This is a genomic window from Sorangium sp. So ce1036, from assembly GCF_051369805.1.
GTDB classification, from domain to species: domain Bacteria; phylum Myxococcota_A; class Polyangia; order Polyangiales; family Polyangiaceae; genus Sorangium; species Sorangium cellulosum_F.
Genome location: NZ_JBBMOX010000001.1, coordinates 3,548,118 through 3,560,931, shown reverse-complemented (window position 1 = coordinate 3,560,931; position 12,814 = coordinate 3,548,118). Strand labels below are relative to the sequence as shown.

At 72.0% G+C, this 12,814-nt stretch carries 9 protein-coding genes; 5 read left to right on the top strand and 4 right to left on the bottom strand.

Annotation, left to right across the window (positions count from 1 at the left end):
- Positions 1 to 158 precede the first annotated feature (158 nt).
- From WMF31_RS13710 to WMF31_RS13695, 4 genes are all read left to right on the top strand, one after another.
- Positions 159 to 554, top strand: a complete 396-nt coding sequence (locus tag WMF31_RS13710) for a hypothetical protein (protein ID WP_436602365.1) — start codon at positions 159 to 161, stop codon at positions 552 to 554.
- On the top strand, positions 551 to 1,306 hold the full coding sequence (locus WMF31_RS13705) for a sigma-70 family RNA polymerase sigma factor (protein WP_436602364.1): 756 nt from the start codon (positions 551 to 553) through the stop codon (positions 1,304 to 1,306). The genes WMF31_RS13710 and WMF31_RS13705 overlap by 4 nt, the downstream gene beginning before the upstream one ends.
- Positions 1,307 to 1,481: 175 nt before the next feature.
- Positions 1,482 to 1,730 (top strand): DUF433 domain-containing protein, encoded by a 249-nt coding sequence (locus WMF31_RS13700; RefSeq protein WP_436602363.1) that lies wholly within the window; start codon positions 1,482 to 1,484, stop codon positions 1,728 to 1,730.
- Between the two features lie 12 nt (positions 1,731 to 1,742).
- Entirely contained in the window at positions 1,743 to 2,081 is a 339-nt protein-coding gene (locus WMF31_RS13695; RefSeq protein ID WP_436602362.1) for a DUF5615 family PIN-like protein, read from the top strand.
- A gap of 115 nt (positions 2,082 to 2,196) precedes the next feature.
- Here WMF31_RS13695 and WMF31_RS13690 read toward each other — a convergent pair whose 3' ends face one another.
- On the bottom strand, positions 2,197 to 3,237 hold the full coding sequence (locus tag WMF31_RS13690) for a hypothetical protein (RefSeq protein ID WP_436602361.1): 1,041 nt from the start codon (positions 3,235 to 3,237) through the stop codon (positions 2,197 to 2,199).
- Between the two features lie 633 nt (positions 3,238 to 3,870).
- Positions 3,871 to 4,878 (bottom strand): hypothetical protein, encoded by a 1,008-nt coding sequence (locus tag WMF31_RS13685; RefSeq protein WP_436602360.1) that lies wholly within the window; start codon positions 4,876 to 4,878, stop codon positions 3,871 to 3,873.
- Between the two features lie 274 nt (positions 4,879 to 5,152).
- Here WMF31_RS13685 and WMF31_RS13680 point away from each other — a divergent pair, with 274 nt between their 5' ends.
- Positions 5,153 to 6,046, top strand: coding sequence for a hypothetical protein (locus WMF31_RS13680; RefSeq protein ID WP_436602359.1), 894 nt, complete (start codon positions 5,153 to 5,155; stop codon positions 6,044 to 6,046).
- A gap of 133 nt (positions 6,047 to 6,179) precedes the next feature.
- On the opposite strand, the gene WMF31_RS13675 is transcribed toward WMF31_RS13680, so the two are convergent.
- Both WMF31_RS13675 and WMF31_RS13670 read right to left on the bottom strand, forming a co-directional pair.
- The gene (locus tag WMF31_RS13675) at positions 6,180 to 7,211 is read right to left on the bottom strand and encodes a synaptic vesicle VAT-1 family membrane protein (RefSeq protein ID WP_436602358.1); all 1,032 of its coding nucleotides are present in this window, start codon (positions 7,209 to 7,211) and stop codon (positions 6,180 to 6,182) included.
- A gap of 100 nt (positions 7,212 to 7,311) precedes the next feature.
- Positions 7,312 to 12,498, bottom strand: a complete 5,187-nt coding sequence (locus tag WMF31_RS13670) for an AAA family ATPase (protein WP_436602357.1) — start codon at positions 12,496 to 12,498, stop codon at positions 7,312 to 7,314.
- Positions 12,499 to 12,814: the final 316 nt, after the last annotated feature.

Below are 12,814 nucleotides of genomic sequence, written 5' to 3'. Positions count from 1 at the left end.
GCATGCCGTCCCTCGTCGCAGCTCTACTCTTGTTGCTCCGCCCCAGCAAAGCTAACGTCGCTTGTCCATCCTCTATCCATCGTCCCATTGCCCCATCGCACGCAGCGCCGACCGGCGCCGACTGGCGTCGACCGGCAACGCGCCCCCCTGGAGCCCTCATGTCGAGCCCGCGCCCCGCCCCCGACGCCGACCCCGCTCCTGACCCGGAGGATCCGATCCTCGAAGCCCGTGTCGCGCACGCCGTCGCGCCCTATGCCGATCTCCTCCCCTCCGAGGATCTCGAAGCGCTGCAATCCCTGACCCGGCGCTTCCTCGCGACGCACCCCGTCGCCGCCCCGCTCGTCGATCGCCTCCGCCCGCGCACGCCTCCCGCGTCGAGCGGCGAGGTCGACCGGCGCGCCCCCGCGGCGCTGGCCGAAGCAGCGCAGCGCCTCACGGCGAAGGCCGCAAGCGCAGCCGCGGGACCAGCGGCGAGCGCAGCCGCGGGACCAGCGGCGAGCCCGGCGGCGGGCCCCCGGCACGGCCCCACCGGCCGGCGAGGCCCCGCCCGATGAGCGGCGCCGACCGGCCGCGGCGCCCCCTGCGCCCCCTGAGCCCCGACCAGCAGGCGCTCGTCGCGCAGGCCGTGCCGCTCGCCGAGAAGCTCTGCGACCACTTCCTCCGGCGCACGCGCGCGGGCTACCTGGCCGATGACCTCCGCTCCGCCGCGTTCCACGCGCTCCACGAGGCCGCGCTCGGCTACGACCCGGCCCGCGGCGTCCCGTTCGCGGCGTTCGCGTGGCGGCGCGTCGACGGCGCGCTCTCGGACGCGCTCCGGCAGGAGTCGAAGCACTGGCGCGCCGCCCGCGAGGACGCCTACGACGCCGCCGAGGCGGTCGACGACCGGAGCGATCCCCTCGCCGACGGCGACGCCGAGACCATCGCGCACGTCGACGGGATGGCCGACGAGGTCGCGGCCGCGGCGGTGCTCGGCCTCGTGGGCCGGGCGCTGCGCGCGACCGGCGAGGACGGCGCGCGGCTCCGCGCCACGTACGACCGCGCCCTCCGCGCGGCGGAGTCCGCGCTGTCGCGGCTCCCGGACGAGGAGCGGCGCGTCCTCGTGCTCCATCACGTCGAGGAGCGGACCTGGCGGGCCATCGGCGCCGCGCTCGGCTGCTCGGAGCGCACCGCGAAGCGGCGCGGTGCGGAGGCCCGCAAGCGGTTCGCCGCGGCCCTGCGGGCGGACCGGGAGCGCCGAGAGCGCGCGCAGGGGGACGCGTCGGCATCGGAGCCGCACGTGGAGGTCGCCGGGGCGACATCGGGGTGAACGATTCTCCGGACGAAGCTCCCCGGCGGCGCGTCCTCCCCGGCGAGCCCACTCTTCCTTCGACGGCCCCGTTCCTCCACGAAGAACAGCCTCCCTCCACCCGGGAGAGCGGCCCGATACCGCCCGGCCCTGCTACGCTGGAGCCGCAAGGACGCGCTGCGGCGCCGGGAGGACCATGACGAACCACCACCTGCTCGAACGCATCACTGTCCACCCCGACGTCATGGCCGGAAAGCCGGTCGTGCGCGGGACGCGGCTCACCGTGCCTTTCCTCCTGGGCTTGCTCGCCCACGGGGCCAGCATGGACGAGATCCTCGAAGAGTACGAAGGTCTGACCCGCGAGGACATCCAGGCCTGCCTGCTCTTCGCCAGCCGTTCCCTGGAGCAGACGTCCTTCCTGCCAGTCCTCAAGGAAGCGATCTGAGCGCGATTTCTGGTGGATGAGCGCACTGGGCCGCGCGTGGCACGCTGGCTGCGCGATCAGCACCATGATGTCGTCTCGGTTTACGAGGATGCTCGCGGGCTCGATGATGCCGACGTGCTCGCGATGGCCGTCCGCGAGGACCGGATCCTGATCACCAACGATACGGACTTCGGCGAGCGCGTGTTCCGCGCCCGCCAGCCACATCGCGGCGTGGTCCTCCTCAGGCTGGCGGATGAGCGCAGCCTCAGCAAGGTGGCCGCCCTGAAGCGGCTCCTGGCGCACCACGCCGCCGATCTATCCGGTTCGTTCGTTGTGGTAGGCGAAGCGTCGATCCGCATCGTTCGGCCCTGATGCCTGTCGAGCGGCCCCGTCTCATGCGACGCGCCGCGGGGCGGATGTCCGGAGGCGCTGCGATGCCGCACTGCGCGCACACCTGACACGCGCAGCGCGGCACATTCGCCTTCGATCAGGCAGGGCTATCCGTCGTCACGGCCTCCGGTGCAGGCGTCGGTCCCGGCGCTCCCCCGCCGCCAGCCCCACCGCCGCCAGTCCCACCACCGCCGCCAGTCCCACCACCGCCGCCAGTCCCACCGCCGCCGGCGCCGGCCCCACCACCGCTGCCACCGCTCCCGCCGGCCCCACCGCCGCCCTCCGCCGCCTTCGGCTCTTCCTTCCTCGGCCGCCCCACCTTCGGTCGGCCCGCCGCATACAGCGACGGGAACCGCTCCTGCGCGCGCGCGTTCTTCCGCCACAGCCAGAGCCCCGCCGCCCGCACCTCGTCGTAGCGCTGGCACAGGAGCGTCCAGACCCGCACGTAGCGGTCGTACGCCGCCCGGGCCTTCGGCGTCATCGCCGTCGAGAGCCGCTGGATCATCATGCCGGCCAGCTCCCGCGCGCGCGCCGCGTCGCCGGCCCGGTAGTGCTTCCGGTCCGCCTTCACCACGTCGGCGCGCAGCTCGTAGATCCGCGCGTAGCCGAGCAGATCGTTCGCGAGGTCGCGGTGCCCGGTGCCCGGCCGCAGCCGGTCGAGCTCCGGCTTGATCGCCGGATCGTCCGAGAGCTGGTACTCGCACAGCGCCTGCATGCGCGCCTCGACCTCCACCGCCTCGGTCACGAGCGCGACCGGCAGCCGCGCCTCCGTCTCGAGCGCCCCGGCGGCCCGGGCCTCCGCGAGCGCGTGCAGCGTGGCGAAGCACGCGGGCCCGAGCTCGTCGAGGTGGGTGATGTCGAACTCCTCCTTCGGCAGCCGCGAAAAGCGCGCGCGCACGTCGGGCGAGGACACGAAGCCGACCACGCCGAGCGCCGCATAGGTCGCCGCCTCGACATCCATCCTGACGGTGACGAGCTCGGCCTCGGCGAGCTCGTCGAGCGCCGCGGCGAGCGCGTCGAGCGCCTCCTTGCCGGCCCCGGGATCGTAGAGAGGCGGGGCGTATGACGGCTCGAACAACGCCGCGCTGGTCAGGGGGCTCTTCTTCATCTTCGTCGTCGTCTTCGTCACAGCGGGCATATCTCTCCTCCTGAAATCTCCTCGAACGGGAGGCCGTTGATTGGGCTCAGCCCGGACCACCGCGTCGCCGCGCAGCCGGCGGGCGCGCGATGGAGCAAGGCCAGCGGAGCAGAGCGCGCCGCGCGAAGCGGATTCACCGCCCGGCGCCCTTCTGCCCCGTCGAAGAGATAAATCGGGAGCGCACCCCCGATCGGGTCACGAAGATCGACCGCAGGGCTCGTCGTTTTCCTGCTCCACGGGAGCCCTGCGCGCCCGCGAGCTCCGCCAGGAGAAGAAAAAGCTGCCCGTCGGGCGCTCGACAGCCTCCGGGTTGAATTTCAATTCTCCGGGCGGCTGTCGACAGCCTCCGGGTTCAATTTCAATTTTCCCCGGAGACTCTCGACAGCCTCCAGGCTGAATTTCAGCTCTCCGGGCGGCTGTCGACAGCCTCCAGGCTGAATTTCAGCTCTCCCCGGAGGCTCTCGTCAGCCGCCAGGGTGAATTTCTTGCTGTTCGCTGAACCTCTCGCCACCCTCTCCCCGCTCACCCACACCATGCTTTGCTGGGCGAACGAGCATCGCTCCCTGGCGCTGTCGTTCACACGCAGCAGGACGCCGTCGGGAGCGATGTCTTGCTGGGCCGCATCCCCCCCCGTCAGGAGAGCACTTCGGTGGCAGTCTTCGCCCCGAGGACGTTCTCGATCCAGCGGTCGAGGGTCGCGACGTCCGAGCATGCCTGGATGCGCGCGCTCTCGTTCTCGGCGAGCACGATCCCTGAGCGCGCGAGCAGCCGCAGGAGGGTTTCCTTCTTGCCCTTGAGCTCTCCCTCACGCATGCCCTCGAGCTTGCCCTCACGCATGCCCTTGAGCTCTCCCTCACGCATGCCCTCGAGCTTGCCCTCACGCATGCCCTCGAGCTTGCCCTCACGCATGCCCCTGAGCTCTCCCTCACGCATGCCGCGATCGATGAGCCTCTGCACGAACGGGGGGAGAGTCGCCTCGCCTTCGATCTGCCGTTCCATGACCAACGCCTCCAGAGCCTGCTGCATGGGTTCGCGCAACCCGTCCCAGATGAGCTGAAAATAGACCATCGCGTGCTCCTGGTCGAGCCGCCCCAGGGCCGCGAGCGCCGCCTGGACCACGGTGAGCCCGCTCGGCCCGTTGCCGTGCGCCACCGCCGAGAGCACGGCGAGCTCGGCCTCCATTTCCGCTTCCGCAACGGCCGGGTCGGTGATCTCGGGGACGACGGCCGGACCGAGCACCAGCGGCTCGATGTGGCCTCGGCCCAGGCCGAGATCGATGCTCTCCGCCGCCCAGGCGGCCACGCCGGCGTCCGGCGCGACCACGAGGACGACCGTGGCGCACCGCTTCCTGGCGCGCACGCCCGTGACGTACATCGGCCACGAGAACTTCTTGTTCGGGTCCACCTCGCGCTGGACCTCGAGGACGATCGCCAGCACGAGCTTGCCGTTCGCGTCGCGCAGCTCGAGCACGAGATCCGCGCGGAACTCCGCCGGGATGAGCTGGTCGAGCGACGACTCGACCACCGCGACCGAGGCGTGCGGCGGCACCTCGACATGGAAGAGCGTGGCGAGCACGTGGGGCGCGAGCTCCGGGCGCTCACGGAACATCTCGACGAGGGCGTTGTGCTCGAGCGTCGGCATGACTCCGGCCTCGAGCACGCCCCATGCCGACGCGAAACGACGGGAGAACGCGGGGAGAGCTCCGGCTCAGGGGTGGCGGCGCCGTGGCGGAGCACGGTCACCATGCCCCCTCCATGGCATGTCGGCCCAACGGTCGTTCCGCCACGACGCTGCGATCGAGATCCGGCCCGAGGGCTCGTGCCGATGCGGGTGCGCGCGTCGTGCGCCGGGCAGAGGGACTCGGAGGTATGCCTCCCATCGGCTACGCTGGAGATGCGAAAGGAGGTCTGAGCTCATGATTCCTGCCCGGCGGCTCACCTGGCTGGTGGTCTCCATCGCCATCCTCGCGACCCTCGCGGCGGCCGTCCCCTTCGTCTTCACCGCAGGTTCGGGCCCCTTCCGGCACACGTCCGTCCGCGGAGAAGAGGTCCTTCTCCACGGCCACGGCCCTTACCGGCACATGCCCGCGGACGTGGCGGTGCAAGGGCTCGCCCAGGACCTGGTGACCCTCGCCGTCGGCGTGCCCTTCCTCCTGCTGGCCCTCGGATGGGCACGCCGGGGCTCCCGCGCGGGGCACCTCGCCCTGTGCGGCGCCGTCGGGTACCTGTTCGTGCAGTACTTCCTGTACCTCGCCATGGCGACCTACAACGAGCTGTTCCTGCTCTGGGTCGCCCTCGTGCTGCTCACGTTCCAGGCCCTCGTGCGGCTGTTGCTCGCGGCGCCGCCAGAGGCGTTCCGGGTCGACGGGACGAAGGGGACACGCAGGTTCGTGGGCGGGTTCCTGCTGTGCAACGGGGCGGCCATTGCCCTCCTGTGGCTCGGGGTCGTGGTGCCACCGCTCCTCGACGGGACGCTCTATCCCGCGGAGCTCGCCCACTTCACGACCCTCGTGGTTCAGGGCTTCGATCTGGCCCTGCTCCTGCCGCCCTCTCTCTTCGCCGGCTCCTGGTACCTGAAATGCCGGGAGCCGGGGAGCCTGCTCGCGCCGGTCTACACGGTGTTCGTGAGCCTGCAGATGCTCGCGCTCCTCGCCAAGATCCTGTGGATGAGCGCCATCGGCGTGGACGCGGGGCCCGCCCTGGTGATCATTCCGATTCTGCTCCTGGGCGCCGTCGCGGCGGCCGCGATTTCCCTGCGCGCCCACCGGGGGGCGCGCTTCCAGGGCGACCAACGGGTTGAAACCGCCTGAAAAGCGCAGAAATTCGAACCGCCAAGGCGCCAAGGAGAGAATCCATTCTTGGCGTCCTTGGCGCCTTGGTGGTTGATCTCTCGCTTGTTCAACGTGATCGGTGCTCTAGTACGTTGCCGCCGTCACGGCGCCTTCACATCGTCAGCACCAGCTTGCCCACCGTGCCGCCCGACTCCAGCGCCCGGTGCGCCTCCCCCACCCGCTCCAGCGGGAACGTCGTCACCGGCGGCGCCACGACGCGCCCCTCCTCCACCCAGCCCACGAGCCGGTCCATGGCCTCGCGCAGGAGCTCCGTCTTGTGGAACAGGTACGAGAGGTTGAAGGCGAGCACGCTCTTGTTGTCGTTGCAGAGATCGAGCGGGTTGAACCGCGGCATCCGGAGGAAGTCGAGCGCGAGCTTCGGATAGCTCGGCCGGCCGCCCTGCCGCGGCAGCATCGTGTGGAATCCATAGACGACGAGCTTGCCGGCCGGCCCGAGGTGCCGGTAGCTCTGCCGCAGCGTCTCGACCCCGTTCGCGTCGAGGACCACGTCGTAGCCCTCCGGCGCGAGCCGCTCCGCCGCCGCCCAGAGCGGCTCGCGGCGCTTGTCGATCACCGCGTCCGCGCCGAGGCGCCTCGCCGCCTCGACCTTGTGCGCAGCGCCGACCACGCCGACCACCCGGCAGCCGGCGATCTTGCCGAGCTGCACGAGCGCGCCGCCCACGCCGCCGGCGGCCGAGTGCACCAGCACGGCCATGCCCGGCCGTAGCCGCACGAGCTCGAAGAGCGCATAGTACGCCGTCATGAACACCGCCGGGAAGCCGGCCGCCTCCTCCGGCGAAAGGCGCGCGGGCAGCGGAAAGACCTGGTGACGCGGGACCACGACGCGCGAGGCGTAGCCGCCGAAGCGGGTCACGCCGAAGATGCGCGCCCCGACCGCCAGGTCCGAGACGCCCTCGCCGAGCGCGGCGACGGTCCCGGCGAGCTCGAAGCCAGGCGTGATGGGCCAGCCGACATATTTCTTCGCCGATTCGTAAAGCCCCATGCGCACGACGCAATCGGCGTAGTTGACGCCCGCCGCCCGCACGTCGACGAGCACCTCGCCGCGCGCCGGGCTCGGGTCGGGGTGCTCCTCCAGGCGAAGCTTGTCGTGGCCGCCGGGCTCGTGAATGACGATCTTTCGCATGGGCGCCTGCTCCGGAGGATACCGCTTCGCCAGGACGAGATCAGAGGTCGTCGCGCGCAAGGAGCCAGGCCGCAACGACGGTCCTCCCGGACAATCTCCCTCATCGTGTCGACGACCTCGGGATCGTCGGCGAGCAGTCCGGGCGCAGGCCGCCCAGGCCGGGCGAGCCCGCGCCGGCGAGCTGCAGCGCCTGGCCGGTCCTGCGGATCGCATACGCGATCCCGCGCTGGAGCGTCCCCTGCACGACGACCGCGCCGAGGTCGACCCCGAGCGCCACCAGCGTTTGCGACACATCGGCCCGGACCCCGGTGAGCACCGCCTCGGCGCCGAGCAGCCGCAGCGCGGTCGCGGTCCGCACCAGCGTCGCCGCGACGCCGCTGTCCACGCCCCGCACCCCCGTGATGTCCAGGATGACGACCTGGGCCCCCGTCTCCGATACGCCGCGCAGCGCCGCCTCGAGCGCGCGATCCGCCCGCTCCGCGTCCACGGTCCCGATGAGCGGCATGACCATGATCCGGTCGGTGATCGGGATGAGCGGCGTCGACAGCTCCGCGAGCCGCTCGCGCTGCATCCGGATCAGATCCTCCTGCAGGGCGGCGCGCGCCCGCTCGGCGCTCGCCCGCTCGGCGAGCTCCTTCTCCAGCTGCGCCTTCGCCGCGGAGAGCTCCGCGGTGCGGTCGGCCACGGCCGCCTCGAGCGCGTCGTTGGCGCGGCGGAGCTCGTCGCTCGCCGCCTGGACGCGCGCGTAGAGCAGCGCGTTCTTCACGGCGATGGCGGCCTGCGCGGCCACGAGCTCCAGCACGTCGAGGCGCGCCGGAGAGAAGATGTCGGGCGCGGCGTTGTTCTCCAGATAAAGAATCCCCGAGAGCTCCCCCTGGCTCACCATGGGCAGACCGAGCACGGACCGAGGCCGGCGCGCCGCGACATAGGAGTCTCCCTCGAACCGCGCGTCCTGCGCGGCGTCCCCCACGACGACAGAGCTCCTCGTGCTCATGACGAGCTCGATCACGGACGGAGCCACGACGCCGCTCTCCCCCACGGGCACAGGCGGGCCCACGCGCACCTCACCGCCGTCCTCGGCGACGGCCTCCACGCGCGGAATGCCCTCGCGCTCCAGGATCAGCGCCCCCCGCTGCGCGCCGACGCTCTCGAGGGCGAGCTGGAGCAGCCGCGTCATGACGCGGCCGAGGTCGACCTCGCGCGCCACCGCCTGCGCCGCCCGGATCAGCGCCGCCGCGTCGAGCAGCGCCGCGCGCCGCGCGGCCATCTCCGTGGTCGACGACGCCACCGACGTCAGGTTCGAGAGCAGGTTCTCGGACCCGGGTTGCCACGTCCCCGCGCGGGGGAGCAGCTCCATGTACGCCTCCTCCATCTGCCGCAGCTTGGCCGTGGCGCCCCAGCGCGCGTAGGCCTGGTACGCCTCGACCAGGCACGACCGCGCGAGCCGCGGCATGCGCCGCGAGGCCAGGAACCTGCCGCAGAGCTCGCTGACGAGCGCGCGGTAGCGCACGTACCCCGCCTGCTCCGCCGCGTCGCTCGCCTGCTGGTAGAGCTCGAGGATCGGCTCCAGCGCCTCCCCGGCGACGCGCGCGCGCTCCGCCCGGACGAGCAGCTCCAGGTGCCGGAGCTCGGGGCAATTCCGCGCGAGCGTGGCGAGCTTGTCGTGGCTCGACGCGAGCATCTCGGCCAGCGCGCCGCCCTCCTCCCCGCTCGCCCGAGGGCCGAGCGCCAGGAGGGTGAGGCAGGTGTAGAGCGGCAGATCGACGATGCCGATGTACTGGCCCGAGAGGGCGCGGGCCCGCTCGTGCGCGCGGCGCGCCATCCGGAGCGCGCCCTCGTGATCGCCGTAGAGGTACGCGAGCGCGAGCTTGTTCGTGTAGTAGAAGCCGGCGACGATCGCGAAGCCCACCGCCTCGAGCTTCGGCACGAGGGCGTCCTCGTCGAAGCCGGCGTCGCTCAGCGTGCCGCGGTCCAGCGTGCGCCCCTCGAGGTTCTGGATCACCTGCCGCGCGACGGTCTGGACCGCCGTCGACAGCGCGTCCTTCGTGCGGGACGTGAAGCGCAGGAACCCGCCGACGTCCTCGCGCACGCGCCGGAGCTCGCCTTCCAGGCTGAGCTTCATCTGGGCGAGGATGTTGGAGGACGCCGACGCGAACATGAAATCGCCGGTCTCCATCCCGGCGATCCGCGCCCGCTGGAGGACCTCGAGCACCTCGCGCTGCGGCCTCGAGTGGTTCATGACGACCCCGTAGTTGAAGTCGAGCTTCGCCCTGAGGGCATCGATCTGGTACCTGTCGTTCAGGGCGACGCCCATCCGCGCGATCCTGTAGCCCTCGTGCGGCTGGCCCCAGAACGCGGCCAGGTAGAAGCCGTGGTACACGTACGCCACGCTGGCCATCGGCGAGATCCCGTGCCGGAGCGACAGGTTCGCCATCCTGACGGCGAGGAGCTGGGCCAGCGGCGGGTTGAGGAAATACGCCGATGGCGACCCGTAGCCGAGCATCTCCACCACGGCCCGGACGCGCGGATCGGCGAGCTCCGGGCCCGCGCCGACGTCCTCGCCCCGCCGGGCGGCGAAGCCGCGCTCGGCCTCGGCGAGCTCCGCGCGGAGCGCGGCGGCGAGCGCCTCGCCCTCGGTGGGCACCTCCATGCCGAAGAGGCGCAGACCCTGGAGCGCCACCGCGAGCGTGTCCGCCCAGCGGTGCTGCGCGTTGTAGAGGACCATCCGCATGCAGTAAACGCGCGCGCGCTCCACGTCCGAGGCGGCGCGCTCGAGGAGGGCGTCGAAGAGCGCCTCCGCCTCGTCGCAGCGGCCGCTCAGGTGCGCGCACTCGGCCTTTGCGGCATGGATGTCGAAGACGTCGAAGGCGAGGCCCGGCTCGCCGGCCCATGGATCCGGGCCGAGCGCGGACACCGCGGCGCTCAGGTAGCCGAACGCGGCGTCGTACGCGGTCGCCGCCCGCGCGCGCCGCCCCGCGGCCAGGTTGAGCCGCACGAGCTCGCCGCGCTCCGCCGGATCCTGGATCAGGGCCGCGCCGAGGTTCAGGTGGCCGGCGACCACGAACAGGTCCTCGTCGCTCGGGTCCTCTCCGAGGCTCGCCGCGAGGAGCCGGCCGATGCGGCGGTGCAGCCGCTTCCGCTCCGGCTCGCCGATGAGCGCGTACGCCGCCTGCTGGACGTGATCGTGCAAGAACCGGTACGACACGCGGAACGACGGGTCCGCGAGCAGCCCCTCCGCGACCGCCGCGTCGCCCGAGTGGACGAAGCGGTAGTCGGGATCCAGGGGCACGACGAGGCCCTCCCGCAGCGCCTCCCAGAGCGCCGCGGCCACGTCGGCCGGGGGCCGCTCGGCGACGGACGCGAGCGTCCGGAGCTCGAACCGGTGGCCCACGCAGGCCGCGAGCCGCAGGGCGCGCTGCGCGTCGGGCCCGAGCCGCCGGATCTTCGCGGCCATCAGCTCGACCACGCCGTCCGCGTCCGCCGCGCTCCGGGCGCGCTCCGTGTCCCACGTCCACGCGCCCGAGGCCGGATCGAAGCGCACGATCCCCTCCCCGGCGAGGGCGTGCAGGAACTGGTGGATGTAGAACGGGTTGCCCGCGGTCTGCTCCAGGATCAGCGCCGCGAAGGTGTCCGTGTCCTCGACGCGGCAGCGCAGGGCGTCGGCGAGGAGCCGGCGGATGTCCTCGAGCTCGAGCGGCCCGAGCCACACCTCGCTTTCGAACGCGCTCGCCGCCCGCAGGTCCCGGACGAGCCTCGCGAGCGGGTGGCCGTCGTCGACCTCGTTGTCGCGGTAGGCGCCGATCACGAGCATCCGCCGGCCGTCGGGATCGGTCGTCAACAGCTCGAGGAGCTTGAGCGACGCCGGATCGGCCCACTGCAGGTCGTCGATGAAGACCACGAGGAGGCGCTCGTCCGTGATGGCGCGCACGAAGCGCTGGAAAGCCAGGCGGAAGCGGTTCATCGACTCGTTCGGCCCGAGCGGCTGCACGGGGGGCTGCGGGCCGAGGATGCGCGCGAGCTCGGGGATGACGTCCACGACGACCTGCCCGATCGCTCCGAGCGCTTCGGCGAGCCGGGCCCTCCATCGCAGGAGGGCGTCCTCGCCCTCCGAGAGCAGGCGCTCGCACAGCTCGCCGAACGCCTGCGCGATCGCCGCATAGGGGGTGCGCTGCCGGATCTGGCCGAACTTCCCCGAGACGAAGTACCCGGGCCGCTGCGCGAGCACCTTGTAGACCTCGCGGACGAGGGCCGACTTGCCGATGCCGGCGTGGCCGGAGATCATGAACAGCGCGACGGCCCCGGCCGCCGCGCGCTCGCCCGCGGCCAGGATCGCCTGCGTCGCGGCCTCGCGCCCGTAGAGCCTCTCCGGCAGCCAGAGCCGATCGCCCGCGTCGCGCGCGCCGAGCGGGAAAGGCTCGACGCGGCCGTCGGCCTCGTACCGGCGGAGGCACTCCTCGAGATCGAGCTTCAGGGCCTCCGCGAGCTGATAACGATCCTCTGCCGCCTTGGCGAGGAGCTTCATGATGATGTCGGACAGCACCCGTGGGACGTCGGCCGAGGCGACGTGCGGCGGCGGCGGCGTCCTGGCGAGGTGAGCGTGCACGAGCTCCATGGCGCTCGGCGCCGTGAACGGGAGGGCGCCCGTGACCATCTCGTAGAGGGTGACGCCCAGCGAGTAGAGGTCCGTCCGGGAGTCGAGGCTGCGGTTCATCCAGCCTGTCTGCTCGGGGGACATGTACGCCAGGGTCCCCTCGCCGGCGCCCGGGTTCTCGGCCCTCGGCGCCTCCTGCGACAGGCGCGTGGCGATCCCGAAGTCGGCGAGCTTGACCTCGAGCGGATCCAGGCGGACCAGGATGTTGTGCGGCTTGATGTCCTTGTGAATGATGCCGGCGTGGTGCAGCGACGCGAGGGCGTCCGCGACGTGGATGCCAATGCGCAGGATCGTCCGTAGCTCGAGCCGCTCGCTCCGCAGGACGATATCGAGCGATGCGGCGCCGAAGTCCTCGATGACGAGGACAGGCACGCCGTCGCTCTCCTCGACGTCGAGGATGCGAATGACGCCCGGGTGCGCGCTCTCCCTCGCGATCGCGTGCTCGTGGCGGAGCCTCGCGATCGCCCGCGGGGACGCGCGATCGGGCCTGGGCCCCTTCAGGATGACGGCCAGTCCGTCGGCGACGCGGCGCGCGCGGCGGACGACGATCTCATGTCCCTGATGCAGGATGTGGTCCACGGCATAGCCGTGCAGCAGGGTCGCGACTCCGGCATCGGTGCTTGCGCCGTTCTCCATGGCTGAAAACTATCACGGGCGCCACCAAACCGGACCACGAGTGTAAGAGCGCCGAACAAAACCGGACCGGGCCAGGCGGCCGAGGGTGGGTGCGGCGCTGGGCGCGACGAGGAGTCCTGCTGAAATAGGGTGACGAGGAGCAACGACGCGATGCGCCCGCCCTCGGCCGCCTTGCGACGGGAGGTTTTGTCCGGCGCTCAAGGCTCGGCGTCGATGGGAGCGCCGGGGACCGCGCGTTCGATGCAATGTGCAGGCTGGCCGCCTGGACGCCTCAGCCTGCCCGGCGGCTCCAGCGCGGCGCGACCTGCCCCGCGTT

Bases quoted from the DNA above. Each gene is read 5' to 3' on its own strand.
- WMF31_RS13710 (WP_436602365.1), top strand. From the start codon at position 159: ATGTCGAGCCCGCGCCCCGCCCCCGACGCCGACCCCGCTCCTGACCCG.
- WMF31_RS13705 (WP_436602364.1), top strand. From the start codon at position 551: ATGAGCGGCGCCGACCGGCCGCGGCGCCCCCTGCGCCCCCTGAGCCCC.
- WMF31_RS13700 (WP_436602363.1), top strand. From the start codon at position 1,482: ATGACGAACCACCACCTGCTCGAACGCATCACTGTCCACCCCGACGTC.
- WMF31_RS13690 (WP_436602361.1), bottom strand. From the start codon at position 3,237: ATGCCCGCTGTGACGAAGACGACGACGAAGATGAAGAAGAGCCCCCTG.
- WMF31_RS13685 (WP_436602360.1), bottom strand. From the start codon at position 4,878: ATGCCGACGCTCGAGCACAACGCCCTCGTCGAGATGTTCCGTGAGCGC.
- WMF31_RS13680 (WP_436602359.1), top strand. From the start codon at position 5,153: ATGATTCCTGCCCGGCGGCTCACCTGGCTGGTGGTCTCCATCGCCATC.
- WMF31_RS13675 (WP_436602358.1), bottom strand. From the start codon at position 7,211: ATGCGAAAGATCGTCATTCACGAGCCCGGCGGCCACGACAAGCTTCGC.
- WMF31_RS13670 (WP_436602357.1), bottom strand. From the start codon at position 12,498: ATGGAGAACGGCGCAAGCACCGATGCCGGAGTCGCGACCCTGCTGCAC.